Here is a 25,592-nt window from a genome sequence, read left to right as displayed (position 1 = left end):
GCCCCGTGTCGACCGGTACTGCCCAGCAGACCCCCTTCCCGTCCGCCGAGCAGGAATCCCGGTTCCTCGCCGAGTACTACGAGCATCTGGCCGAGGAAGACCAGCAGGCATACCCGTCGGAGACGCTGCAGGAACGGGCACGCGAGCACTGGAAGGTCGCCGAGGGGCGGGTCGTGGGCACCGCCAACGTCGCCATCGTCGACGAAGGCGGCCGGAGCATCGTCTACATCGTCACCGATGACATGCCGTTCCTGGTCGACTCCGTCACCGCGGAGCTCGTGCGCCAGCACGCGCCCATCCACCTCGTCGTGCACCCCATGTTCGTCGTGACCCGCCGCCGCAGCGACGACGGGATCGTCGCCGTCGACCGCGTCCCCGCCCAGTGGGGCATGACCAGCGGCGACACCGCGACCATGCCGCTGCTCTCCGCCCTCATCGCGGACGGAGACAACGCCACCCACATCGAGTCCTGGATCGCGATCGAGACGAACCGGGCCTCCGCCTCGCAGAAGCCGGAACTGATCGAAGGCATCCAGCGGGTGCTCGGGGACGTCAGGGCCGCCGTCGAGGACTGGAATCCCATGCGGACCAAGGCCCTCGAGATCGCAGACGGCCTCGGAACGGTCGCCGGCGCCGAGGACATCCCCGACCTCGTCCCCACCCAGGAGCTCCTCCGGTGGCTCGAGGAAGGCAACTTCACCTTCCTCGGCTACCGGGAGTACGACCTCACGACGGCCGACGGCGAAGACGTCCTCGAGCTCGTCGAGGGCAGCGGGCTCGGGCTGCTCCGCGGGGACGGCGCGCACGCGCTCCAGCACCTGACGGCCGAGGGCCAGGAGCATGCGCGCGAACGGCGCGCCCTCGTCATCACGAAGGCCAACTCGCGCAGCACGGTCCACCGTCCCGCCTACCTCGACTACATCGGCATCAAGCGCTTCGACGCCCAGGGCCGGGTCGATGGCGAGCGGCGCTTCATCGGGCTCTTCGCCTCGAGTGCCTACACCCAGTCCGCCCGGACGGTCCCGATCGTCAAGGACAAGATCGACGAGGTCATGCGCCGGTCGGGCTTCCCGTCCGACTCCCACTCCGGCAAGGACCTGCTCGCGATCCTCGAGACCTATCCCCGTGACGAGCTGTTCCAGATCGATGTGGACACCCTGCTGAACACGGTGACCCGCATCCAGCGCCTCCAGGAGCGCCGACGCACACGGCTGTTCCTACGCCCCGACATCTACGGGCGCTTCATGAACGCCGTCGTCTACCTGCCGAAGGACCGCTACAACACCGCGGTGCGACGCCGCATCGAGCAGGAGCTCGAGAGGGAGTTCCACTCGTCCTCGATCGACTACGACTCCCACATGAGCGACTCTGCCCTCGCGCGGCTCTACTTCCGCATCCGGCTTCCCAAGAGCGCGGAGGGCGGCGGGGTGGACCTGCACTCGATCGACACTGCCGCCCTCGAGCAGCGCCTCGTCACCGCCACCAGGTCCTGGAGCGAAGGAATCGCCCAGGTGCTCCACGAGAACCGGCCCCTCGAGCAGGCCGAGCATCTGGCCGCCGTGTGGAGCGAGGCGTTCCCGCAGTCCTACCGCATCGACTACAGCATCGAGGACGCCCTCGACGACCTCACGCGGTTCGAGGCCTACGCGGCGGAGCAGGCGGCCCTTGAAGCGGAGAGAGCGGAAGGCGAGGAGGCGCCCGAGCGTCCTGCCGTCCACGTGTACCTCCCCCAGGGGGCAGGCGAGTCGCTCGAGGAGGACGCGCGCGTCAAGCTCTACCTCTTCGAGCCCAAGAGCCTGAGCCAGATCCTCCCGTACTTCCACAACCTCGGCCTCGAGGTGCTCGACGAGCGACCCTTCGAGATCACGACCGGCGACGAGCGGGAGTTCTTCCTGTACGACCTCGGCCTCAAGTACCCGGCCGGCGTCGACCCGCTCGCCACGGGGAAGCTGCTCGCCGACGCGTTCGGGGCGGCACTCGCCGGGGAGACCGAGTCGGACGGGCTCGATCGCCTCGTCCTGCGCGAAGGACTCAGGTCGCGCCAGGTCGTCGTCCTGAGGGCCTACGCCAAGTACATGCGCCAGACCGGCAACACGAACTCGCTCGGGTTCATCGCGGACACGCTCCTGAACAACGCCGAGGTCACGCGCCGCCTCGTGGCGTACTTCGAGGCCCGCTTCGATCCGCAGGTCGCGGACGGAGAGAGGGAGCAGGTGACGGCCCAGGTCACCGCCGAGCTCATGGCAGAGCTCGAGAAGGTCCCCACGCTCGACGCCGACCGCCTCCTGCGCACGTTCATCAACCTCATCGAGGCGACCCTGCGCACCAACTTCTACCTCGGCAGGAACTACCTCAGCCTCAAGCTGCGCCCGTCACAGATCGAGGGCCTGCCCTCGCCGAAGCCGGCGTACGAGATCTGGGTGTACTCGCCGAGGGTCGAGGGCGTGCACCTGCGCTTCGGCAAGGTCGCCCGCGGGGGCCTGCGCTGGTCCGACCGGCGCGAGGACTTCCGCACCGAGATCCTGGGCCTCGTGAAGGCGCAGGTGGTCAAGAACGCCGTGATCGTGCCCACGGGAGCCAAGGGCGGATTCTTCGCGAAGCGGCTCCCGGACCCGGCCGCCGATCGCGCGGCATGGCTCGCCGAGGGGGTCGAGAGCTACAAGACGTTCATCCGCGGCCTCCTGGACATCACCGACAACCGGGTGACGACCGAGGCCGGGGAACAGGTGGTGCCGCCCGCCGGCGTCGTGCGCCACGACGATGACGACTCGTACCTGGTTGTCGCCGCGGACAAGGGCACTGCGACGTTCTCCGACATCGCCAACGGGCTCTCGGCGGAGTACGGTTTCTGGCTCGGCGATGCCTTCGCCTCCGGCGGATCGGTCGGCTACGACCACAAGGCCATGGGCATCACGGCCCGAGGCGCGTGGGAGTCGGTGAAGCGGCACTTCAGCGAGCTCGACCACGACACCCAGACCGAGGACTTCACGGTCGTGGGCGTGGGCGACATGTCCGGCGACGTCTTCGGCAACGGGATGCTCCTGTCGGAGCACATCCGCCTCGTGGCGGCGTTCGACCACCGCCACATCTTCCTCGACCCCACGCCCGACGCCGCATCCTCCTACGCCGAACGGCGTCGCCTCTTCGAGCTCCCGCGGTCGTCCTGGGACGACTACGACCGCGACCTCATCAGCGCAGGCGGCGGTGTGTACCCGCGCTCGGCGAAGTGGATCCCGGTGTCCGAGGAGGTGCGGACCGCGCTCGGCCTGCCTGAAGGCACCACGCAGCTGAGCGTGGCGGAGATGCTCAAGGCCGTGCTCCTCGCACCGGTGGACCTCTTCTACAACGGAGGCATCGGCACGTACGTCAAGGCGAGCACCGAGACGAACGCCGAGGTCGGCGACAAAGCCAATGACGCCATCCGCGTCGACGGCCGCGACCTGCGGGTCAAGGTGGTGGGGGAGGGCGGCAACCTCGGCTTCACCCAGCGCGGACGCATCGAGGCGGCCCTCCAGGGCGTCATCCTCAATACGGATGCGATGGACAACTCGGCCGGCGTCGACACGTCCGACCACGAGGTCAACATCAAGATCTTCGTGGACCGCATGGTCGCCGCAGGCAAGCTTCAGGCCTCCGAACGCACCGACTTCCTGGCCTCGATGACCGGCGAGGTCGCGCGGCTCGTGCTCGCGGACAACATCGACCAGAACATCCTGCTCGTGAACGACCGTGCCAAGGTCGTCGAATGGAGCCCCAGCTTCGAGCGCCTCATGGACTGGCTCGAGAAGGAGGCCGACCTCAAGCGCGACCTCGAGGCGCTCCCGAGCACCGGGGAGCTCCAGAAGCGCGTCGAGCAGGGCCAGGGGCTCACGTCGCCGGAGCTGTCGGTGCTCGCGGCCTACGCGAAGATCGAGCTCACCGAGGCACTGCGTGAATCCGACCTCGCCGACGACCCCTGGTTCCGGGACACGCTGCGGAAGTACTTCCCGAGCGAGATCGGCGAGCGCTTCGACGAGGAGCTCGACAGCCACCCGCTGCGCCGGGAGATCATCGCCACCGCCGTGGCGAACGACATGATCAACCTCGGCGGGATCACCTTCGCCTTCCGCACCATCGAGGAGACGAGCGCGACGCCGGCCGCGGTCGCCAAGGCGTTCGTCGCGCTGCGCGAGGTGTACCGTCTCGACGAGCTCACCGACGCCGTCAACGCCATGCCGGCCTCGTTCCCCACCGAGCACTGGACGATGGTCCACCTCGACATCCGGCGCCTCCTCGACCGCGCGGTGCGATGGCTCCTGCACCAGGGCACCGCGGGCAAGACCATCGCCGAAGTGGTCGGGCAGTACGGGCCGCCGCTGGCCACGCTGCGCGCCCGGCTGCTCGACTACCTCCGCGGCCAGGACGCCGCCCGCGTGATGTCCTGGCTGGAGCGGGGCCGGTCGTGGGGCCTGCCCGAGGAGCTCGCGAAGCGTTGGGCGGAGCTCTTCGAGAGCTTTGCGCTGCTCGACGTGGCGCGCATCGCCCAGTCGACTGGGTCGCCTGTGGAGCAGGTCGCCGCCGTCTACTACACGGTGTTCGACCGGTTCCGGGTCGACGACCTGCTCGAGCGGATCACCGCGCTTCCGCGTCGGGACCGCTGGCAGGCGCTGGCCAGGGCGGCGCTGCGGGACGACCTCTATGCCACGGTCGCTGACTTCACGCGTTCGGTCATGGACGCCGCACCCGATTCGGCAGCCCCGGACGCCCGGCTCGCCGTCTGGGAGGAAGCGAATCGGGAGCAGCTGGATCGCGCGGCGGCGATGTTCGCAGAGGTCAACGCCCTCGAGAGCGACGACATGGCCTCGCTCTCGGTAGCATTGAGGCTGCTGCGGTCGATCGTGCGCCATTAGGCGGCACGGTGCATGAGGCCGCGGCGGCTCCTGCCGCCGCGGCCTTCGCGTGCTCACCGCCAGTCCCACGACGACGAAACCCCGGCCCGGCCGGGCATCCACGACAGGCGGTGCAGGTGGCCATCTTCACGGACCCCATCAGGGAGCATGCCGAGTTCGGCCCCGGGGATGCCGAATGGCTCCACCTCCTCGTCGGCGACTGGCAGCTCGTCGCCGACCTTGCGTTCGCGGACCTGGCCCTGTGGTTCCCTCATCCTGAGGACGGGTACATCGCGCTGGCCCACGTGCGTCCGTCAACGACCCACACGGTCTTCCACAGCGACTTCGTGGGGGAGCGGATCCGGTCGGACCTCAAGCCGCTCGTGGACAAGGCCTGGGCTAGCCAGACCATCGAGCGCAGCCATGAGACGAGCTTCAACTCCGAGATGGCGCTGCGGGTCGAGGCCGTGCCGTTCGTCCGCAACGGGCGCACGCTCGCCGTCGTGACCTCCCACATGGACCTCTCCAGCTCGCGCATGCCGAGCCGGCTCGAGCTGACCTACAGGCAGTGCGCCTACGACCTGCTCCGGATGGGGACGCTCGGCCTGTGGCCGGACTTCGCATCGCCCACCGGCTCCCGCCGGGGCGCTCCCCGCGTTGGCGACGGGCTCATCCGCCTCGATGCGGACGGCATCGTCCAGTACGCGAGCCCGAACGGCGTGTCGGCCTTTCGGCGGCTCGGCGGGATCGAGTCCCTCGAGGGCCGCTCGCTGGCCGAGATGACCACGGGCCTGCTCAAGGACCGAAGGCTCGTCGATGAGACCCTCCCGCTCGTCGTGACGGGCCGGATGCCGTGGCGCAGTGAGATCGAGTCGCGCGGCGTGAGCCTGTCGCTGCGGGCGATCCCGCTGCGGGACGAGCACGAGCGGTTCGGCGCCCTCGTGCTGTGCCGCGACGTGTCGGAGCTCAGGCGCCGCGAGATGGAGCTGGTCACGAAGGATGCCACGATCCGGGAGATCCACCATCGCGTGAAGAACAACCTCCAGACGGTGGCCGCGCTCCTGCGCATGCAGTCCCGGCGGATGAAGAGCGACGAAGCGCGTCAGGGCCTCGAGCAGGCGATGCGGCGCGTGGCAACGATCGCCCTCGTGCACGAGACCCTCTCCCAGGGCCTGACCCAGACGGTCGATTTCGACGAGCTCATCGCCCGCCAGTTCAGGCTCTCCGTCGAGGTCGCGACCGAGGGCCAGCACGTGGCCACCGAGCGGCGCGGGGAGTTCGGGGAGCTGCCCAGCGACTTCGTCACCCCTCTTGCCCTCGTGATCAACGAGCTTGTCACGAACGCGGTCGAGCACGGGCTCGCCGACCGGTCGGGGACCGTGTGGCTCACCGCCGCACGGTACCAGGATCCGACGGGGACGGCCATGCTCGAGGTCACGGTGGAAGACGACGGCGTGGGGCTCCCCGCCGCGTCCGACCGCCATGAGGGCCTGGGCCTCCAGATTGTGCGGACGCTGGTGACGAGTGAACTCGGCGGCACGATCGAGTGGGGCGAGCGGGACGGCGGCGGGACGTGCGTCCGGATCGTGCTGCGTCCTTCCCGCCACTAGCCTGCGCCACTGCCCGCGAGACGGGACTGAGGGCGAGACAGAGCTGCCCGGGACAGCGATGCTGTCCCGGGCAGGGGTTCAGGGTGCGCCAGACGGTCCTGGCACGCGTCCTAGGAAGCGCGGCGGGCGCGGGCGGCGCGGCGCTTGAGTGCGCGGCGTTCGTCCTCGCTCATGCCGCCCCAGACGCCGGCGTCCTGGCCAGACTCGAGAGCCCACTGGAGGCACGTGTCGATGACCTGGCACCGGCGGCAGACGCTCTTGGCCTCTTCGATCTGCAGGAGGGCCGGCCCCGTGTTCCCGACTGGGAAGAACAGTTCAGGATCCTTGTCGAGGCAGGCCGCGCGATCACGCCAGTCCATGGGGAAGTGCAACTCCGTTTCTCGGGGGTATCGGCACTTTGTGAAAAGATTCACGAGTGCTCTCAAAGCAAAGGGGCCTTTGGGGGCCCCGCGGTCAACTCCGTTAAGGTTGTCACGTTAACTGGGTGTAAACAAGGGTCCTGACCCACTAATCCGCTCGGAAGCGGGAGGTATCCGTCACATCGCGCGGCGAGGCGGGGCTGGCCGGAGACGAAGGCGGCGAGCGCGTCCGGTAGGGTTCGGATGTGCCCAGCCACCCCGATAAGCCGAGCGCCGCCGATGCTCCCGGAGCACGGCCTTGGACCTTGGCCGTCCTCGTCCTCATCATCGCTCTCGAGGCACTGGCGCTCCTCGCCTTTGGCGTCCTCTATGCGGTGTGGCTTGCCGCGGGGCAGGCAGCCACGTCTCCGGTCGGTGCGGCGTTCACGATGGTGCTCCTGCTGCTGTTCGGCATCTGGCTCGGCGCCGTGGCCCTCTTCCTCTGGCGTGGGTTCCGGTGGACGCGTGCGGGTGCGCTGGTCGCGCAGCTCTTTGCGCTGACAATCGGCGTGCCGACCCTCACCGGTGGCTACCCGGTCTACGGGTTCCTCATCCTCGTCCCGGCCGCTGCCGCCATCCTTCTCCTCTTCGAGCGGCGAGTGCTTGCGGCGACCCTCCGGAGCGGCCGCCAGCATCCCGAGCCGTGACGTCGCCTTCTGCGGAGAATCCCAGCTGGACCTCGATCTGACGCCCCTCGACAATCGCGACTGCCCGTCCTGCTGGGGAGGGCTGAGCGTCGACGCGCACGCCGAAAGCGTCGCCGTCGGCGGGACCGCGTGGGCCAATGAGGATTCCCATGCCACCGGACCTGGTCTGGAGCGCGATCGGGCAGCGTGCGTAGAGGCCCGCACCGTAGCCGGCCGTCGCCACGACGGCAGCCCCGGCCTCGACGAGCTGGGCGAGCAGCTGGTTCTCCTGCGGGCCCAGCGCGTCCGCGTCATCGGCCACGACGACTGGCGTGCGCCTGGTATGGGCCTCGCTCGGCAGTGGGCCTCCCAGTTCGGCAAGAAGCCCCTCCCAGTCGTGGCTTCGCTGCCCGGCATGGGAGCCAACGAACCAGACCCCGGGGTTCATCACCTCCAGCGCCCGCAGCAGCGATGATCTGCCCGACTCGGGCCTGCCCAGCACCAGCAGCACGTCGCCGGGCCCGAGCCTGAGGCGGAGCGGCCGCGGTTCGTCGCCTGCGAGCCCTATGGCGAGGCTGAGGCGCGGCCCGGGTCCGGACGTCGTGCCACCGTTGGCTGATTCTGCCCCAGAGGCGGCAATCGCGGCAGCATCGGCGACGGCTGGCAGCGGCTCGATCCGGAACGGCCGTGAACCTCTGCGTTGGGCGCGGGAGGAGGCAGTCCCTGCGGCGGCGCGGGCTGGGTCCGGGGCGGCGTAGCACTGCAGAACGACTGGCGCGGGTTCCGCCAGCGCCCCGTGCGCTGCGCCCCGCCCGGGGACGGGGAGCATGGCCGGGAGCCGCGGCCACGCGAGGCGGGCCTCCTCCGGGGCGCCGCACGGGAAGAAGACGCGCGCCCGCATCCCAGCAAAGGCCCGCGACGACACGAGCTCCCTCTCACCGGCCGCAACAAGCGTGATGCCCGCGGGAGGCCCATCCCGGACGATGTCCGCGATCGCTTCCTCCGCCCCTGCGTGCGGGCTCTGGCGAAGTGCCGAGATCCAGCTGCCCCACCCGCTCACGACCAGCACGAGCGGGATGCGTGCGCGTGGGTCGGCGTGGAGCCGCGCGGTGGATTCCTCGCACAGCCGCGCGATCACCCGCGCGGCCCTGACGAGGTCGGCGAGGTCGACGTGCGCGCCGACGCGGGGATGGTCCCGGAGGAAGTCCAGTGTCCCATCGGCGTCGAGCACATACAGGTGGCGTTCCACTGCCGACCCGGCCAGCTGCGCGGCGACCGATTCCAGAGTGCCGGCTGTCCCGGCGGCAGGCGGTCCGCAGAGGGCCAGATGGCCCTGACGCGCGGGATCCCAGGCCAGTTCGCGGGTGAGCTGCTCGTGCGGAAGGTCGGCGATACCGAGGCGGACGATACCGAGGCGGACGATGTCCTGGCCGGCCGAGGACGCGGGATCCGCTGCATCGCAGCCTCGGTCCGTGATTGACGTGCTGGGCTCGCCGGCCAGCCGGGGCAGCTCGACCCGGTCGGGCAGTGGAGCCGCCACGGGACGCCGCACCGGCCCCCCGCCGCAGTTGCACCACAGGTCGGCAACCGTCCGGACCAGGGGCGCGGCGGCGTCCGCGGGGGACAGGGACAGCGCCCCCGGTCCATCTGCGGGCGGGCGGGCTGCCCACTTCTCGGCTGGCACGACGGTGATGCGGGGCCGGGCGCGCCTGGCGGCACCAATTCCCAGGGACGCCGCCTGGAACTCGAGGGGGGGTCCGGTTCCCACGGCCAGGTAGGCCCGCCCGGGCAGGCCTACGGGAATCCGCGCGGCCACGGGACTGCCCACGACGTTCGACGATTCGACGTCGTCCTGCATGCGGAGGGCGATGCTGGAGGTGACGTTTGCCCGGATGTCGCTCGACACGGAGCCCTGGGGGCGCTGGGTTGCCATGACCAGATGCATGCCGAGGGAACGCCCCACAGTCGCGATCCGCATGAGCTCGGCGAGCGCCGCAGGCGCCTCGTCGACGAGCACGCGGAACTCGTCCACGACGAGCACGAGGCGGGGGAGGGTCGCGGCCCCCTCGCGTGCGAAGTCGTCCAGATCGGCAGCGCCCACCGAGGCGAGCATCCTCTCGCGTCGGACGAGCTCGGCACGCAGTGACGCGAGCGTGCGGTCCACGTCGCCCGCGGCGAGGTCCGTGACCAGGCCGACGCAGTGCGGGAGGCCCGCGAGCGGCTCCAGCCCCGATCCGCCCTTGAAGTCGACGAACAGGAAGGTCAGCCGGTCGGGCGGGTGGGCCGACGCGGCCCCGGCGATGAGGCTTCGCAAGAGCTCGGACTTCCCGGAGCCGGTGGTTCCGGCGATGAGGAGGTGCGGCCCGTCGGCGACCAGGTCGAACGCGAGGGGGCCGGAGGCCGACATGCCCAGGGTGACAGCCAAATCCCGCGCTGACGCGCTGCGCCGCCATGCGGCGCGGATGCCGTCGGCGTCCAAGCGCACCACGTCATCGAGGGCGCATCTCTCGGGCAGGCCTGCGCTGCCCTCGTCGCTTCCGCGGAGTCCGGCTCTCCGCGCGGCGGCCTCGAAGGCCGGTGCCGGCATGAGGTCGGGGATGAACTCCGTCCTCTTTCCGAGTCTGACCAGTTCGGCCCGACCAGACCGGAGGCGGATTTCGGCCCCGGAGCCGGGCCCGACGGCGTCGGACGGGCCGATGAGCGGCCATCCGCGCTCCGCAGCGGCGCGCACGAGCGCCTCCTGCGGGTGCGGAGCCTGTGGGCCGTCCGAGGCAGGTCCTCCCGGCACGACGACGACCACCTGCTGTGCCGCGCCTGCCGCGCGCTCAAGGCACGCTGGGTCGGGTACCGCGCTGTCCGGAAGGATTCGCACGCGGGGCAGGAACCGCGCGGTCATCCTGAGGGACGACGGGCCGCCCGCCACCAGCGCGCGAGTTCCGGCGAAGGCCGGAAGGAGGGCGAGCTGCAGCAGCACGAACCGCAGGAGCCCTGCAGCCTCCCGCGGCGCGCCGGACACCGCGATCCCGCTGTCCACGGGCACTGTGACGGGCGCGTCGCGGATGATCGGAGCGGCCGGGCCAGGCGGTGACACCACGACGGCCGCAGGGACATCAGCTGTCCCGAGCCTGAGATGGCCCGACTGCGGAGACCCGGCGACGCCGGCGCGCGGGCTCCCGTCAGCCTGCCGTGCGAGGACCCCGGTCATCGCGGCGGCACTTCCTGCCGCACCGGCTGGCGGGAGAGCCCATCCCTGGGCACGCGCGAGCAGTCCGGCGTCTGGCGAGGCGCGGCGGCGCCGGTCGGCGTCGTCGTCGGCCGCGCGCCTGAGCCGGCGCTGCAGGTCGCGCCGGGCCGAGCGGGCCTCCGCGAGGGGGAACAGGATCGACACCGCAGAGACGGCGGTGAATGCCAGGAACATCCACGTGCCGGTGGCAAGGGCCATCCCGATGCCGAGGAGCAGCGGCAGGACGGCCATGGCGATCAGCGCGGCCTTCCGGGACGGCGGAACGCTCTGGGGCACCGTCAGCGTCTCGCCGGGCGCACCACCGGCCGCGGGATCGATCTGCGGGGCCTCAGAGCTGAACGCCAGCGCGCAGGTGCTCGCGCCGATCCTGAAGCCCTCGCCCACCGCGAGGTGCGCGGCACGCACGCGGCGGCCACCGAGCCACGTCCCGTTCGCACTGCCGGCGTCGTGGAGCACCACGCCTGTGTCCGTCACCTCGAGGACGGCGTGGTCGCGCGACAGTGCAGGATCGGCCAACGCAATGCACGGGCCGCGCCCCGAGGGACTCCTGCCGATCCCGAAGGTCCCGCGGGGAAGGGGAACCACAGTCCCTGACGCGGGCCCGCTCCTGACGACGAGGGCGAGCGGCGGTGCGGCGGCGGAGCCGCCGCACCACTGCGGGAGGAGGACGGCCCCGCTGCACAGCGGCGCGGTTCCCGCCACCAGATCCTCCAGGGGGCTGCCTCCGACGGCGAGCGGGCCCACGCCGTAGCGTTCCGTGAGCTCGGACTGGATCACGCTGCCAGACGTCCCCCTGGCGGTGTCGACCACGATGTCGCGGCGTGCCAGGCCAGACTGCAGATGACCGGCATCGGGTACGACCAGCGTGCAGTGCAGCTCCATGTTCCCCCCCAGGAAACGTACTTACTCGAGGCCCTCCCAGATCACGCTAGGCCCCGGGGAGCAGGTATTCCAGCGCAAGGACGCGCTTGTGGACAACGCGCTGAAGGACGCTTCTCGGCGCGCAATTCCACGGTCTCGCGCGGTGCCGGGGCACCCCCCGCGGCGGTTCATCGGGTCGGGGCGGCCTCCGACCCGCGCATATACTGAACCTTGGCCACACCCTTGGAGCTCGTTTGGAAGGACATCAGTCATGGTCACAGTAGCCCCGGGGGCCGATGTCTCCGATGCTGCCCGCATTGGCGAGGGGACGAAGATCTGGCATCTGGCGCAGGTCCGTGAGGACGCTGTCCTCGGGGAGAACTGCATCGTCGGACGCGGGGCCTATGTCGGCACAGGCGTGAAGATCGGCAACAACGTCAAGATCCAGAACTATGCCCTGGTCTACGAGCCTGCGGTGCTGGACGACGGCGTGTTCATCGGACCCGCTGTCGTCCTCACGAACGACACCTACCCACGGTCGGTGAACCCGGACGGATCGCTCAAGAGCGCCCACGACTGGGAGCCGGTGGGCGTGACCATCCGCGAAGGGGCGTCCATCGGGGCCCGGGCCGTGTGCATCGCACCGGCGACCATCGGCCGCTGGGCCACCGTGGCTGCGGGCGCCGTCGTGACCAAGGACGTGCCGGACTTCGCCCTCGTGGCTGGAGTCCCCGCACGCCGGATCGCCTGGGTCGGCAAGTCCGGAGAGCCGCTGGTGCGCGAGGGGGACCATTGGGTCTGCCAGCGCACGCGAGAGAAATACATCGAAGAGGACGAGACCCTGCGAGAGGTTGACGCATGAGCAAGGACTTCATTCCCCCCGCCAAACCCATCATCGGCCAGGAGGAGCGGGACGCGGTTGACCGCGTTCTCGCGTCCGGGCAGCTTGCCCAGGGCTCCGAAGTCGCCGCATTCGAGAACGAGTTCTCCTCGGTCCTGCTTGACGGACGGGCCAGCGTCGCGGTCAACTCCGGAACGTCCGGGCTCCACCTGGGCCTCCTCGCCGCGGGGATCGGTCCCGGCGACGAAGTGATCGTGCCCTCCTTCACCTTTGCCGCGACGGCCAACTCGGTTGCCCTGACCGGTGCCACGCCCGTCTTCGCCGACATCGAGCTCGAGCACTTCTGCCTCGATCCGGCATCCGTCGAGGAGAAGATCACCGACAGGACCAAGGGCATCATGCCTGTCCACCTGTACGGGCACCCCTTCAACGTCGAGGCCTTCGAGGCCTTGGCCGCCAAGCACGGCGTGGCCCTGTTCGAGGACGCGGCCCAGGCTCACGGGGCCAAGGCCAACGGCCGTCGCGTCGGCACCTTCGGCACGTTCGCGATGTTCAGCCTCTACCCGACCAAGAACATGACGTCGGGCGAGGGCGGCATGGTTTCCACCGGCGACGCCGAGGTGGAGCGCCGCCTTCGGCTCCTGCGCAACCAGGGCATGGAGCGGCAGTACGAGAACGAGCTCGTCGGCTTCAACAACCGCATGACGAACATCCACGCCGCCATTGGCCGGGTTCAGCTGACGAAGGTCCTCGGCTGGACCGACCAGCGCCGCGCCAATGCCGCGTTCCTCGACGCGAATATCGAGGGCGTCGTCACGCCGCGCGTCGCCGAGGGCTACGAGCACGTGTACCACCAGTACACCGTCCGCGTCGCGGATGACCGGGACGGCTTCGTCAAGGCCCTCCGCGAGGAGCACAACGTCGGCTCGGGCGTCTACTACCCGATCCCGAACCACCGCCTTGCCCCGTTCCGCACGAGCGATGACCTCCCGGTGACCGAGCAGGCCGCGGCCGAGGTGGTCTCGCTCCCGGTCCACCCCTCGCTGAGCCAGGATGACTTCGAGCGCATCGTCGAGGCAGTGAACACCGTCGCGAAGGCAGGTGCGTGATGGCTCAGCTCCGCGCAGGCATCATCGGCCTCGGCATGATGGGGCGCCATCACGCCCGCGTGCTCCGCGAGCTCGACGGCGTCGAGCTCGTCGCGGTCGCCGACGCCTTCGGCGACCCGCACGGCGTGGCCGGTTCGCTCCCGCTGCTGTCCTCGGTTGACCAGCTCATCGACGCCGGCATCGACCTCGCCGTTGCCGCGGTCCCCACCATCCTCCACGAGGAGGTCGCCCTCAAGCTCGCAGAGGCAGGGGTGCACACCCTCGTCGAGAAGCCGATCGCCAACGACTCCGCGTCGGGCAAGCGGATCGCCGACGCCTTCGAGGAACGCGGACTCGTCGGCGCGGTGGGTCACATCGAGCGTTTCAACCCGGCTCTGCAGAGCCTCCGGGAGCGCCTCGAGAACGGCGACCTCGGGGACGTCTACCAGATCTCGACGCGCCGTCAGGGCCCCTTCCCGGCCCGGATCGCCGACGTCGGCGTCGTCAAGGATCTCGCGACGCACGACATCGACCTCACCGCCTGGCTCGCGCAGAGCCGGTACGCGACGGTCGCCGCGCACACCACTCATCGCTCCGGCCGCCAGCACGAGGACATGGTCAGCGCCATCGGCCACCTCGAAGGCGGCATCGGCACCAACCACATCGTGAACTGGCTCTCCCCGTTCAAGGAGCGAACCACGGTGGTGCTGGGCGAGAGGGGAGCGTTCATCGCGGACACCGTCTCGGCCGACCTCACGTTCGTGGAGAACGGCACGTTCCAAACCGACTGGGACTCGATCGCAAACTTCCGCGGCGTGTCCGAAGGCTCCTCGACGCGGTTCGCGATCGCCAAGCGCGAACCCCTCAAGATGGAGCACGAGGCCTTCCGCGACGCCGTTCTGGGGATCTCCAAGGACGTCGTCACGATGACAGAGGGCCTCGAGACGCTCCGCGTCGCCGAGGCGCTGCTCGAATCGGCCCGGTCGGGCGCCGTCGTCCAGCTCTGAGCCACTGACTCCACGGAAGGCCGCCGAACCGGCGGCCTTCTGTGTGCCGGGGAGGTCCCAGAGTGGGGCATCCCACCGACCCCGATTCAGGGAAGCCTGCCGCGCTCCGGTAGGCTGAACCCGGACCATTGGGCCTGCTGTGCCCTCTCGCCAGCAGTCCGCCAACCCACAGGAGTGATCTTGACTGCAGACCTCGTTGTTGTCGGCTCCGGCTTCTTCGGCCTCACAGTGGCCGAACGCGCAGCCGCAGACCTCGGCCTCAAGGTGACAGTGATCGACCGCCGCCACCACATCGGAGGCAATGCGTACAGCGAGACCGAGGGCCAGACGGGGATCGAGGTGCACCGGTACGGCGCACACCTGTTCCACACGTCCAACGAGAAGGTCTGGGAGTACGTCAACCGCTTCACGACGTTCACCAACTATGTGCACCGGGTCTACGGAGTGCACAAGGGCGAGGTCTTCCCTCTCCCCATCAACCTCGGCACCATCAACCAGTTCTTCCGCGCGAACTACACGCCGAGCGAGGCCCGCGCCCTCATCGCCGAGCAGGCGGGCGAGCTTGCAGGGACAGACCCGCAGAACCTCAACGACAAGGGCATCCAGCTCATCGGCCGGCCCCTCTACGAGGCGTTCATCAAGCACTACACCGGCAAGCAGTGGCAGACGGACCCGAAGGACCTGCCCGCCGGGATCATCTCGCGGCTCCCCGTGCGCTACACGTACGACAACCGGTACTTCAACGACACGTTCGAGGGCCTGCCCACCCAGGGCTACACGGCGTGGATCGAGCGCATGGCCGACCATCCGAACATCACGGTCCAGCTCGAGACCGACTTCTTCGACGAGTCGCAGCCGGTGAGCAAGGGCAACGTGGTCGGCAACGTCCCCGTCGTCTACACGGGCCCCGTCGACCGGTACTTCGACTACAAAGAGGGCGACCTGTCCTGGCGCACCATCGACTTCGAGGAGGAGGTGCTCGACACGGGTGACTTCCAGGGAACCTCGGTGGTGAACTACAACGACCCCGACGTCCCGTGGACCCGTATCATCGAGCCCCGGCACTTCCACCCCGAGCGCAACTACCAGACCGAGAAGACCGTCATCATGCGCGAGTTCTCCCGGTTCGCCGAGAAGGGCGACGAGCCCTACTACCCGATCAACACGGAGGCGGACCGCAGCAAGCTGCTCGCCTACCGGGATCTGGCCAAGTCCGAGAAGGACGTGCTCTTCGGCGGCCGGCTCGGCACGTACAAGTACCTCGACATGCACATGGCCATCGGCTCGGCGCTGTCGATGTTCGAGAACAAGATCAAGCCGCACTTCACTGGCGGTGCCAAGCTCGAGAGCGGGGGAGTGGACGCATGAGCGTCACCGCAGACAAGCAGACGATGTCCAAGACAGCGGCGGAGCAGGCCGGAAACGGGGACCTGCGCGTAGTCCAGCGTGTCGTGTTCCCCGTGACGCGCGACCTCGACACCCTCCCGCTCTACGTCGACCCGGACATCCGCAAGGTGCAGTCGACCACCGGCCAGGGCCGCGAAGGGACCGTGCAGACGGTGAGTGCGGGCCAGCAGCTGCACCCTCAGGACATCCTGTCCCGCCGCAGCGTCCGGGTCCGCCCCGGGGAGCGGCTCTCGTTCGGGTCCTACTTCAACGCCTTCCCTGCGAGCTACTGGCGCAAGTGGACCGTCGCGGACAAGACCGTCCTGTCCGTCGCCACGCAGGGTGAGGGCACCGTCGTCGTCTACCGCTCCAATGCCCGCGGCGTGTCCCAGCGCGTGGACTCCGTGCTCGTGGACGGCAGCAGCCGCCTCGAGTTCGACCTCACGCTGTCGCCGTTCGGCGACGGCGGATGGTACTGGTTCGACCTCGTCGCGGGTGCCTCGGGCATGACGCTCGAGCAGGCCGAGTGGTCCGCGCCCGACGGCGGCCGTCCGCAAGGCCGCGTGACGCTCGGCGTGACGACGTTCAACCGAGCCGACTACTGCCTCAAGACCATTGAGACGATCGCCGCGGACCAGGGCGTCCTGGAGATCCTCGATGAGCTCATCATCGTCGACCAGGGCACCCAGAAGGTCGCCGACCAGGACGGCTTCGACGAGGTCGCAGCGACGATGGGCAGCCAGCTGCGCATCATCAACCAGGGCAACCTCGGCGGTTCCGGCGGCTTCGCCCGCAACATGTACGAGATGGTCAGCGCGGGCAAGAGCGACTACGTCATGCTGCTCGATGACGACATCAACCTGGAGACCGAGGGTGTCCTCCGTGCGGTCGCCTTCGCGGACCTGTGCCGCACGCCCACCATCGTGGGCGGACACATGTTCGACATGTTCAACAAGTCGGTGCTGCACGCCTTCGCCGAAGTCGTCAACCCGTACCGCTTCCTGTGGGGCCCGATCCAGGACCTGGGCAACCACGACTTCAGCACCGAGGGCCTGCGCGCCTCGGCGCCGCTGCACCGCCGGTGGGACGTCGACTACAACGGCTGGTGGATGTGCCTCATCCCCCGCACGGTGGTCGAGAGCATCGGTCTGTCGCTGCCGGTGTTCATCAAGTGGGACGACGCCGAGTACTCGCTCCGTGCGCGTGCGGCGGGCTTCCCCACGGTGACCCTTCCGGGTGCTGCGGTCTGGCACGTCTCGTGGGCAGACAAGGACGACTCCGTCGACTGGCAGGCGTTCTACCACGAGCGCAACCGCCTCATCGCCACGCTCCTGCATTCGCCCTACGCCAAGGGCGGCAGGATCTTCCGCGAGAGCATGAACAACGACGTCAAGCACCTGGTGTCGATGCAGTACTACCCGGAGCAGGCCCGTCTGCTCGCGCTCAAGGACGTGCTGGCCGGCCCCGAGGGCCTGCACGAGCAGCTCCCCACGATGATGCCGAAGCTGCGCGCGCTCCGCAACGAGTTCACCGACTCCCAGATCAAGACAGACCCGGGGGCCTTCCCGGCGCCCTTCCGGAAGAAGCCCCCGAAGAAGCCCCAGTCGTACCGGATGCCCTCCACACTCAGCCTGCTGCCCTGGGCGGCCAAGACCGTGCTCAAGCAGACAGTCATGCCGGTGCGCGCCGACGCGAAGGACCATCCCGAAGCGCACGTGGCGCACCAGGATGGGAAGTGGTGGAGCCTCGCCCACCTCGACAGCGCGGTGGTGTCCAACGCGGACGGGACCGGTGCCTCCTGGTACATGCGCGACCCGAAGAAGGCCCGCGAGCTCCTCGCCGAGTCCGTGGCGCTGCACGCGCAGCTGTTCGCGAACTGGGAGAAGCTCCGCGCCCGCTACCGCAAGGCCCTGCCCGAGATCACATCGATGGAAGCATGGAAGAAGACGTTCGACGCCTCGGTGTCCGGCACCGCGAAATGACCCAGGACACCGCCACCTACGACACGCCGGGCGTCGGGGCCGGGCTCCTCGACGTCTTCCGCCGCCGGTACCTGCTCAAGCTGATCGTCCGCAAGGAGCTCAGGGTCCGCTACCGCGGATCGGTCCTCGGGCTCGCCTGGTCGTACGTCAAGCCGCTCGTGCAGTACTTGGTGCTCTTCATCGCGCTCGGCATTGTGCTACGCGTGGGGGAGGCCATCCCGAACTATGCCCTGTACATGTTCTCGGGCGTGATCGTGGTCAACTTCTTCACCGAGGCGTTCTCGAACGCGACGCGCTCCATCGTCTGGAACGCGCCCCTGGTGAAGAAGATCTACCTTCCGCGGGAGCTGTTCCCGGTGGCTTCGGTCTGGGTCGCTGCCGTGCACTTCCTCCCGCAGCTGATCGTCCTCCTGCTCGCCGCGCTGGTGAGCGGGTGGAGCCCCGACCTGGCGGGCCTCGTGGGCGCGGTCATCGGATTCGTCATCGTGGCCATCACCGCGGTGGGCCTCGGCCTGCTCGCCGGAGCCGTGAACGTCTTCTTCCGCGACTCGGAGAACATCGTGGACATGCTCATGATGATGGTCACCTGGGTCTCGCCTGTGCTCTACGACTGGACCATGATCCGGCGGATCCTGCCCGACTGGCTGTTCGTGGTCTACCAGCTGAATCCGGTCACGGTGGCAGTGGAGATGTTCCACTGGGCGTTCTGGCACCCCTCGGTGCGCGGCCCCGTCGAGCTGCCGCCGCACCTCATGCTCACCGGCCTCGCGGGCCTGGGCATGGCCGCACTGTTCCTTCTCATCGGCCAGCTGGCGTTCCGCCGGCTCGAAGGCCACTTCGCCCAGGAGGTCTGATGAATCCCGTCATCAAGATCGAGGGCCTGGGCAAGACCTTCAACCTGAGGCACACCCATTCCCTCAAGGAGACGGTCGTCTGGCTCCTCAAGGGCCGCAAGGAGGACCTGTCCAAGAAGTTCCGCGCCCTCGACGGCGTGGACCTGGAGGTCAGGGAGGGTGAGACCGTTGCGCTGCTCGGCTTCAACGGTTCGGGCAAGTCCACCCTGCTCAAGCTCATCTCCGGCGTGATCCTGCCCGACGGCGGCACGGTGCGCACGCGCGGCCGGGTCGCAGGCCTCATCGAGGTCGGCGCGGGGTTCCACCCTGATCTCTCGGGCCGCGAGAACGTCTACCTGAACGCGGCGATCCTGGGCATGAGCGAGGCCGAGATCGACGAGAAGTTCGATGAGATCGTCGCCTTCTCCGAGATCGAGCAGTTCATCGACACCGAGGTGAAGTTCTACTCCTCGGGCATGTTCCTGCGCCTCGCGTTCGCGGTGGCCGTGCACACCCAGCCGGACATCTTCCTGGTCGACGAAATCCTGGCCGTCGGCGACGAGCCCTTCCAGCGCAAGTGCCTCGAGCGGATCCGGAAGCTCTCGGACGAGGGCCGGACGCTCGTCGTCGTGAGCCACGACCTCGACATGGTCTCCCGCATCTGCACCCGCGGCGTCGTGCTCGAGCACGGCAAGGTGGCCTTCGACGGACCCGCCCCGGACGCCGTCGACTGGCTCCGGTCCCGGTAGCCGCGCGCCCCGTCCCGCCCCCAGACCCCTCCCGGAACCACCAGAAAGGCCATTCGACACATGGACCTCGGCCCGCTGGCGCTCAGCGTCGCCCTCATCGCCCTCGTCTGGTGGGGTCCCGGCTGGCTGCTGGGAGAGGCGCTCGGCATCCGCCGCATCCTCCTGCCGGCCGTGGCGCCCCTCATCGGGGTCGGGGCGCTTGCCAGCATCGGGGCCATCGGGCACCTCGCCGGCATGGCATGGAACGCCCTCACCGTGGCGATCACGGTCCTCGTCCTCGCCGCCGTGCTCTTCGGCGTCCGCGTCGCCGTCCGGCGGCGCAGGGCCGCCGCGGATCCGGAGCCCTTCTTCGGCAGGTGGGGCTACCGCGGGGCGTGGCTGACCCTCGCAGCCGGCATCCTCGCCGGGGGAGTCGTCGCCGCCACCTCGTGGACGGTCGGCACCGAGGGGCTGCTGGGCATCAACCAGGACTGGGACATCCCCTGGCACGCCAACATGATCCGCCTCATCGCGGAGAACCAGGTGTGGGACCCCTCGATCGCCGGCAACTTCGCGTACTACGACACCAACATCGCCGACGCGCCGATCCGGAGCTACCCGATCGCGTTCCACGCCATGCTCGCGCTGGTCTGGCCGGTGACCGGCGTGGCGCTGCCGACGTTCCTGAATGTCTTCGTCGTGCTCATGATGGCGGTCCAGCTCCCCCTGAGCACTGTCGCGCTCGGCCTCGTCGTGACGCGACGCCCCGTCGCGCTGGCGGCCGCGGCCGCCGTGTCCGGCTGGTTCACGGTGTACCCGTTCGACCTCCTCTGGCGCGGACCGCTCATCCCCTTCTTCGCGGGGATGCTGCTCGTCGGGCCCTTCTGCCTCCTCGCCGTGCGTGCCGCCCTCGGCCGTTTCTGGCTGTGGGTGCCCGCGATCGCCTTCGGAGCGGTGGCGCTCATCGCCGTCCACCCTTCGCTGGCCTTCGTGGTGGCTCCCATCCTGGTCTTCTGGTTCATCGCGCTCCTGGTCCGACGCCGCCTCGCGGCCGTGGTGCCCGCCCTCGTCCTCGCCGCAGGTGCAGTCCTCGCGGCGGTCCTCGGCCTGCCGATCATCCAGCAGATGCTCAAGGAGGCGGAGCGCGTTTCGAAGCAGGTCTGGGCCGCGGACACCGACCGGATGGGCGCGATCCAGAACATCCTCCTCCTGCACCACGGGTCAACCCCCCAGCCGATCCTCTCCGCCATGGTCGGCCTCGGGGTTGTGGCTCTCCTCGTGCGGCCGAAGATGTGGTGGTACCTCGCGCCGGTCCTGGCGTACGCCTTCCTCTCCGCCTACACGATGGGCTCGAACAGCACGCTGTTCGCGAGCCTGACCGCTCCGTTCTACGACGACCAGTGGCGGATCTTCGGCATCCTGGTCATGCTGCTCGTGCCGCTCGCCGGGCTCGGTGTGGCGCAGTTGGCCGAGGCCGTCGGCTGGGCGGTGCGGCGGTTCCGCAGCGAGCGGGGGAGGCGCGCGCAGGGCGAGCGCACGACGGCGGCCGCGCACGCGGCGTCGTCCGCGACGCCTGTCGCCGTGCTCGCCACGGCAGCGGTCGTGCTTCTGCTCGCGGGAGTCGTCGCACGTCCCTACTTCGCAGAGAACGCGGCACGGATTGAGATCAACACCAAGGTCGACGGCGCGACGCTCTCCACGGCCGAAGTGCGCCTCCTGACCCATATCGCCGACTACGTGCCACAGGACGCGACGGTGCTCAACGACTCGTGCAACGGCTCGGTCTGGATGTACGCGCTCGGCAACCGCATGCCGATGATCCGGCACTTCGAGATCCTGCCGACCAACCGGCAGCTCCTCGTGCTGCAGAAGCTCCCCGAGCTCGCGACCGACTCCCAGGCCCGCGCCGCGGCCGCCGAGCTCGGCATCGAGTACGTCTACATCGCCGACGGGACCATCAGGGCCTGGGACGAGCCGAAGCCCGGGCTGACGCACCCGGACCAGATCCCGTTCCTCAAGCTCCTCGCCCGCGACGGCAATGCCGCGGTCTACAAGCTCGACTGGGACAGCCTGCCGGGCGGCCGCGCCCAGCTCGAGGCCCGGGCCGGTGACCGCCACCAGATCGGGGATGTGCCCGGCATACTCCTGAACTCCGACCCCGACGGGATTGCCCCCCTTGGAAGGATCTGCTGATGCTCGACAAAGCAAAGCGCTTCCTGCGCTCGAGCCTCTTCCGCTACCTCTTCATCGGCGGCCTCAGCTTCCTCGTGGACCTCGGCCTCCTGGCCCTGTGCTACCAGGTGTTCGGCCTCCCGCTGTGGGTCGCGACTGGCGCCGGGTTCTGGGGAAGCTTCTTCTTCAACTACTTCCTGCAGCGCCACTTCTCCTTCGGGGGAGGCGGGAGCGCGCTCGGTGGCGTCCTGCGCTACTCGGGGCTCCTCGTGGTGAACACGCTCGCCGTCATGGGCATTGTCCAGTTCTTCGAGTTCGTCGGTGCAGGCTATGTGGTGGGCAAGGTCGTCGCCACCATCCTCACCACCGGCTGGAACTATTTCATCTACAAGCACTGGGTCTTCCCACAGCACCACAGGAGCAAGGCCGCCGAGCCCAGCGCGCCGGACACCAGTGCCCCCATTCACCCGACACCATCGACGAACAGCGAAGGATAACGATGTACCGAGGAGTACGGATCGCCGCGGTCGTGCCCGCCTACAAGGAGGAGCTGCACATCGGGACGGTCATCCAGACGATGCCGGACTTCGTCGACGACATCGTGATCGTCGACGACTGCAGCCCGGACGACACCTCTGGTGCCGCACGGCGCGCCGACGACGGCCGCGTCACCCTCATCCGCCACGAGGTCAACCAGGGCGTGGGTGGTGCGATCATGACGGCGCACCGCGCGGCGATGGACCTCGGCTCGGAGATCAATGTGGTCATGGCAGGGGACGCGCAGATGGACCCAGACTACCTCCCGCAGCTGCTCGACCCCGTGATCGACGGATACGGGTTCGCGAAGGCCAACCGCTTCTTCTCGGGCGAGTCCTTCGCCGGAATGCCCGGGTACCGGATCTTCGGCAACATCGTCCTGTCCTTCATGACGAAGCTGGCCTCGGGCTACTGGCACATCTTCGACCCTCAGAACGGCTACACGGCGATCCGCACGGAGGTCCTGCGCCGGCTGCCCCTGAACAAGGTCGCGCAGCGGTACAGCTTTGAGAACGACCTCCTCATCCACCTGAACATCCTCGACGTGCCGATCTGCGACGTCCCGATCCCAGCCGTGTACGGTGCGGAGGTCTCCAGCATCAAGCTCAGCAGGGTCATCCCGGAGCTCGTGTCGCTGCTCTTCGGCGGCTTCTGGCGGCGGGTCTGGTGGAAGTACATGGTCTGGTCCTTCTCGGCAGTCGCCCTCCTGCTGATCTTCGGGCTCGCCCTCCTCGTGGGCGGCATTGCGATCGGCATCTGGGTCATCCTCGCGAGCGTCGGCTCGCCGACCGCGGGTTCGGTCATGCTCGCGGCGGTGCCCTTCATGCTCGGGGTCCAGATGCTCCTGATGTCGCTGCAGCTAGACATCCAGGGCAGTCCCAATAGCCCGACCCTCCACAAGCTCCAGCCGCAGACAGCGAACTAGGAGGGAACCCGGCTTCGGCCGGTGCTCTGTGAGTGATCGGTACGCACGACGTCGGCCCCCACCCCGCCCGGGGTGGGGGCCGACGTCGTCATGCAGTCAGGTCAGCCGAGCATGGCGGTGAGGGCGTTGATGAGGGTGGATTCGACGCCGTTGGTGCCGGCGCGGAAGTGGGCGATGTGGCCGTAGACGGTCATGGAGCCGCCGGCGATGCCGGGGGCGTCGGTGTCCCACCCGCCCTCGTAGCTCCCTGCGGTCATGTACGGGGAGAAGAACTCGTTGGAGGGGATGTAGCAGCAGGACTCGTTGGCGTAGCCGCCGATCCAGATCCCGGCCGATCCGCCGTATCTGGAGCGGAAGTATGCGGCGTAGCCGCTGACCATCTCCCCGCCGACGAAGGCCATCCGCAGCGGGGTGCCGCCGCCGATGGTCCACACCTGGAAGGGGGAGGGGACGCTGGTGGCGACGTTGCCGGAGTCGATCCTGGCCATCATCATCTGGGCGTGGCGGACGTAGTAGGCGGGGAAGCCGCTCGGGTTGGGCAGGCGGGCGGCGTAGGCGTTGCGGAGCGCCGCGAGATTGCCCGCGGTGGTGCTGATCTCCAGCGGCAGATTGACCTGCTGGTACTTGGTGTTGATGGGACCGGTGAGGGCCCGCCCCGCGCTTTGCGCCGCGCTGAGGACGGCCGAGCCGAGGCTGTCTCCCCACTGGTCGCGCAGCGCCCAGCTGGGCGGAGAGCCCGCAGGGTTCTGGTCGCCGGCGGGGCCGATGAGGAAGAGCGCGAACGTGTTCGAGCGGTTCTCGATGTAGTTGCACGCCCCGGCGGGGTAGTCGCCGTCGAACAGCGACCGATCGCCGGCGGCGACCGGATGCGAGCCGTAGCCGAAGATGACCGCTGCGGCCGTCCCGTTCGAGCGGCGGCACACAAGGACCGGAACGTCGGTCTCGACATAGCTCAGGCCGGCCCGGTTCACCGACCAGGTCTGCTGGATGACCTTGTAGTCGAGGCTCACCGTCGTCTGGCTGGCGTTGAGGGCCGCCCGGGCGGTTTCGACGATCCGGTCTTCGAGCCAGGACGAGTAGGCCCGGATCTGGTCCATTTCGGTGATGCCGTAGCTGGAGAAGGGCTGCAGCGTGTCGACGAGCGTGGGCCCGTTGTGCGTGTGGGTGGCCTGCAGCAGGATGTCCGAGGTTGCCCAGTTCGCAAGCGCCAGAAGCCGCGGGCGGATGCGCTGGTGCATCGTCCGGGGGATCGCGAGGATGTCTACGCTCAGGATCAGATGGGGGCTGCCGTTCTCACGGATGACGACGGCGCGGGTCCACAGGGGCTCATACGGGGTGCTGCTCGTCGCGAGGCGTCCGCCGTCCGCAGTGCCGTAGCCGGCCATGTAGGGGTTGGAACTCAGCGTGGGCGTGATGTTGACCTTCGCCGTCGCCACAGTGAACGCCATGTTCTCTCTCCTCTTTGTGATGCTGGCCGTGGATCGTCGGACTCAGGTGCCGGCGGGCCGCGCCCTCAAGCGGGGGCGCCGGCGTCGATCCAGCGTTTCATGATGGCGGCCTGCGGAGCCTGGGGGGCCAGGACGAGCACCCCTTGGACGATCGGGGAGCCGACTCTGCGGATCCCGGCCTCGACCGTGCGCTGGTCCAGTCGGGTCGCCGCGGTGACGATGTCCAGGCAGATCTGCTCGCGGCTGCCCTTGGCCCCGGCGGCGATGGCGGCGTCCACGGCCGCGTTCTCCTCCGCGGTCAGGGCCTGGGGCCGGGGGCCGACGTACTTGGCCTGGCATGAGGCCACCTGCAGGTAGCGGCTGTTGGACCACAGCTCTTCCAGGCTCGTCAGCTCGGGAAGATCGGTGCCGTCGTAGAGCTTCGCGGCGAACAGGTACCGCGTGGGCCGTTCCGGCCTCTCCTTCGCGGTATCCGTGGGGGTCTTGCGGGCTGTCGGCACGGCCGGCGCGGCCTGCGCCCCGACCGCCGCCACAGCGGCAACCCCTACTCCTGCCGCCAGGGCACACAGCTGTAAGGCAAAACGTCTGGAGATCTCCATGAACGCCCCCGGTGTTCTGTGGATGCTCCCCAGCAACGCATACAACGGTTGCGTGGACCGGCTGGCCCCGCTGCTTCCATCGTGCGGGATCCGGGCTCCTCCAGCACAGGGCACAACGACCCAGAACCGCGGGCACACTTCATGGGCAGGAGACGCACGACGGCGCCCCCTCCTGGGTGGGAGGGGGCGCCGTCGTGCGTGGGTCGGGTCGTGTGTGGGTCGGGTCGGGTCAGGGGAGGGTGAGGCCGTTCCAGCCCCAGCCGACCTGGGTGCGGGTGAGCCAGCCGCCGGTGCCGTTGCCGGGGTAGAGGTAGAGGCCTCCGGAGGCGGTGTCGCGGGCGAGGATGTCGTTCTTGCCGTCGCCGTTGAAGTCGCCGATGCCGAGGATGGCGTTCATGACGCCCCAGCCGGAGCCGACCTGGGTGCGGGTGCCGAAGCC

18 protein-coding genes are annotated in these 25,592 nt (G+C 69.1%); 13 read left to right on the top strand and 5 right to left on the bottom strand.

Annotated features, from left to right (window positions below):
- The first annotated feature begins 5 nt into the window (after positions 1-5).
- Positions 6-4,889 carry an NAD-glutamate dehydrogenase gene (locus CGQ25_RS10140; RefSeq protein WP_208709359.1) on the top strand — a complete coding sequence of 1,628 codons (4,884 nt, stop codon included), beginning with the start codon at positions 6-8 and terminating at the stop codon, positions 4,887-4,889.
- 116 nt (positions 4,890-5,005) lie between these two features.
- A complete protein-coding gene (locus CGQ25_RS10135; RefSeq protein WP_208709357.1) occupies positions 5,006-6,478 on the top strand; it encodes a sensor histidine kinase in 1,473 nt (490 codons plus the stop codon).
- A 110-nt stretch (positions 6,479-6,588) separates the two neighbouring features.
- On the opposite strand, the gene CGQ25_RS10130 is transcribed toward CGQ25_RS10135, so the two are convergent.
- The gene (locus CGQ25_RS10130) at positions 6,589-6,837 is read right to left on the bottom strand and encodes a WhiB family transcriptional regulator (RefSeq protein ID WP_208709355.1); all 249 of its coding nucleotides are present in this window, start codon (positions 6,835-6,837) and stop codon (positions 6,589-6,591) included.
- Positions 6,838-7,082: 245 nt separating this feature from the next.
- On the opposite strand from CGQ25_RS10130, the gene CGQ25_RS10125 reads away from it, so the two are divergent.
- Positions 7,083-7,523, top strand: a complete 441-nt coding sequence (locus tag CGQ25_RS10125) for a hypothetical protein (RefSeq protein ID WP_255405238.1) — start codon at positions 7,083-7,085, stop codon at positions 7,521-7,523.
- On the opposite strand, the gene CGQ25_RS10120 is transcribed toward CGQ25_RS10125, so the two are convergent.
- Positions 7,426-11,628, bottom strand: coding sequence for an FtsK/SpoIIIE domain-containing protein (locus CGQ25_RS10120; protein WP_208709353.1), 4,203 nt, complete (start codon positions 11,626-11,628; stop codon positions 7,426-7,428). The two genes, CGQ25_RS10125 and CGQ25_RS10120, sit on opposite strands and share 98 nt — an antisense overlap.
- 250 nt (positions 11,629-11,878) lie before the next feature.
- Between CGQ25_RS10120 and CGQ25_RS10115 the strand changes: the two genes are divergently transcribed.
- The 10 genes from CGQ25_RS10115 to CGQ25_RS10070 all read left to right on the top strand — a co-directional run bounded on the left by CGQ25_RS10115 (position 11,879) and on the right by CGQ25_RS10070 (position 23,106).
- A complete protein-coding gene (locus CGQ25_RS10115) occupies positions 11,879-12,469 on the top strand; it encodes an acyltransferase (RefSeq protein ID WP_208709351.1) in 591 nt (196 codons plus the stop codon).
- Positions 12,466-13,557, top strand: coding sequence for a DegT/DnrJ/EryC1/StrS aminotransferase family protein (locus tag CGQ25_RS10110; RefSeq protein WP_208709349.1), 1,092 nt, complete (start codon positions 12,466-12,468; stop codon positions 13,555-13,557). Before CGQ25_RS10115 ends, CGQ25_RS10110 begins: the two co-directional genes overlap by 4 nt.
- Positions 13,557-14,543 carry a Gfo/Idh/MocA family protein gene (locus tag CGQ25_RS10105; RefSeq protein ID WP_208709347.1) on the top strand — a complete coding sequence of 329 codons (987 nt, stop codon included), beginning with the start codon at positions 13,557-13,559 and terminating at the stop codon, positions 14,541-14,543. Before CGQ25_RS10110 ends, CGQ25_RS10105 begins: the two co-directional genes overlap by 1 nt.
- Before the next feature lie 180 nt (positions 14,544-14,723).
- The gene (glf, locus tag CGQ25_RS10100; protein WP_208709345.1) at positions 14,724-15,911 is read left to right on the top strand and encodes a UDP-galactopyranose mutase; all 1,188 of its coding nucleotides are present in this window, start codon (positions 14,724-14,726) and stop codon (positions 15,909-15,911) included.
- 23 nt (positions 15,912-15,934) lie between these two features.
- Entirely contained in the window at positions 15,935-17,911 is a 1,977-nt protein-coding gene (locus CGQ25_RS10095) for a glycosyltransferase (RefSeq protein WP_255405772.1), read from the top strand.
- Entirely contained in the window at positions 17,908-18,765 is an 858-nt protein-coding gene (locus CGQ25_RS10090) for an ABC transporter permease (RefSeq protein WP_208709341.1), read from the top strand. Before CGQ25_RS10095 ends, CGQ25_RS10090 begins: the two co-directional genes overlap by 4 nt.
- Complete coding sequence (locus tag CGQ25_RS10085; protein ID WP_208709339.1) at positions 18,765-19,493, top strand: ABC transporter ATP-binding protein; 729 nt, start codon at positions 18,765-18,767, stop codon at positions 19,491-19,493. The genes CGQ25_RS10090 and CGQ25_RS10085 overlap by 1 nt, the downstream gene beginning before the upstream one ends.
- A 60-nt stretch (positions 19,494-19,553) precedes the next feature.
- Positions 19,554-21,665, top strand: a complete 2,112-nt coding sequence (locus CGQ25_RS10080; RefSeq protein WP_208709337.1) for a DUF6541 family protein — start codon at positions 19,554-19,556, stop codon at positions 21,663-21,665.
- Complete coding sequence (locus CGQ25_RS10075; protein ID WP_208709335.1) at positions 21,665-22,141, top strand: GtrA family protein; 477 nt, start codon at positions 21,665-21,667, stop codon at positions 22,139-22,141. The genes CGQ25_RS10080 and CGQ25_RS10075 overlap by 1 nt, the downstream gene beginning before the upstream one ends.
- A 2-nt stretch (positions 22,142-22,143) precedes the next feature.
- Positions 22,144-23,106: a glycosyltransferase family 2 protein gene (locus tag CGQ25_RS10070; RefSeq protein WP_208709333.1), complete on the top strand. Its 963-nt coding sequence runs from the start codon at positions 22,144-22,146 to the stop codon at positions 23,104-23,106.
- A 101-nt stretch (positions 23,107-23,207) separates the two neighbouring features.
- Here the strand turns inward: CGQ25_RS10070 and CGQ25_RS10065 are convergent, their stop codons facing one another.
- The 3 genes from CGQ25_RS10065 to CGQ25_RS10055 all read right to left on the bottom strand — a co-directional run.
- Positions 23,208-24,554 carry a hypothetical protein gene (locus CGQ25_RS10065; protein ID WP_208709331.1) on the bottom strand — a complete coding sequence of 449 codons (1,347 nt, stop codon included), beginning with the start codon at positions 24,552-24,554 and terminating at the stop codon, positions 23,208-23,210.
- A gap of 65 nt (positions 24,555-24,619) precedes the next feature.
- Positions 24,620-25,087: a hypothetical protein gene (locus CGQ25_RS10060; RefSeq protein ID WP_208709329.1), complete on the bottom strand. Its 468-nt coding sequence runs from the start codon at positions 25,085-25,087 to the stop codon at positions 24,620-24,622.
- Positions 25,088-25,382: 295 nt separating this feature from the next.
- The coding region (locus tag CGQ25_RS10055; RefSeq protein WP_208709327.1) for a VCBS repeat-containing protein at positions 25,383-25,592 on the bottom strand (210 nt) is incomplete at its 5' end.

The organism is Sinomonas sp. R1AF57, from assembly GCF_002224485.1.
GTDB classification, from domain to species: domain Bacteria; phylum Actinomycetota; class Actinomycetes; order Actinomycetales; family Micrococcaceae; genus Sinomonas; species Sinomonas flava.
Note: the sequence above shows the minus strand (reverse complement) of the source record. Positions and strands in the feature narration are given on the sequence as shown.

Excerpts from the sequence above, each read along its gene's own strand:
- CGQ25_RS10105 (WP_208709347.1), top strand. The coding sequence starts at position 13,557 with ATGGCTCAGCTCCGCGCAGGCATCATCGGCCTCGGCATGATGGGGCGC.
- CGQ25_RS10115 (WP_208709351.1), top strand. The coding sequence starts at position 11,879 with ATGGTCACAGTAGCCCCGGGGGCCGATGTCTCCGATGCTGCCCGCATT.
- CGQ25_RS10080 (WP_208709337.1), top strand. The coding sequence starts at position 19,554 with ATGGACCTCGGCCCGCTGGCGCTCAGCGTCGCCCTCATCGCCCTCGTC.
- CGQ25_RS10095 (WP_255405772.1), top strand. The coding sequence starts at position 15,935 with ATGTCCAAGACAGCGGCGGAGCAGGCCGGAAACGGGGACCTGCGCGTA.
- CGQ25_RS10090 (WP_208709341.1), top strand. The coding sequence starts at position 17,908 with ATGACCCAGGACACCGCCACCTACGACACGCCGGGCGTCGGGGCCGGG.
- CGQ25_RS10110 (WP_208709349.1), top strand. The coding sequence starts at position 12,466 with ATGAGCAAGGACTTCATTCCCCCCGCCAAACCCATCATCGGCCAGGAG.
- CGQ25_RS10075 (WP_208709335.1), top strand. The coding sequence starts at position 21,665 with ATGCTCGACAAAGCAAAGCGCTTCCTGCGCTCGAGCCTCTTCCGCTAC.
- CGQ25_RS10120 (WP_208709353.1), bottom strand. The coding sequence starts at position 11,628 with ATGGAGCTGCACTGCACGCTGGTCGTACCCGATGCCGGTCATCTGCAG.
- CGQ25_RS10130 (WP_208709355.1), bottom strand. The coding sequence starts at position 6,837 with ATGGACTGGCGTGATCGCGCGGCCTGCCTCGACAAGGATCCTGAACTG.
- CGQ25_RS10065 (WP_208709331.1), bottom strand. The coding sequence starts at position 24,554 with ATGGCGTTCACTGTGGCGACGGCGAAGGTCAACATCACGCCCACGCTG.
- CGQ25_RS10070 (WP_208709333.1), top strand. The coding sequence starts at position 22,144 with ATGTACCGAGGAGTACGGATCGCCGCGGTCGTGCCCGCCTACAAGGAG.
- CGQ25_RS10085 (WP_208709339.1), top strand. The coding sequence starts at position 18,765 with ATGAATCCCGTCATCAAGATCGAGGGCCTGGGCAAGACCTTCAACCTG.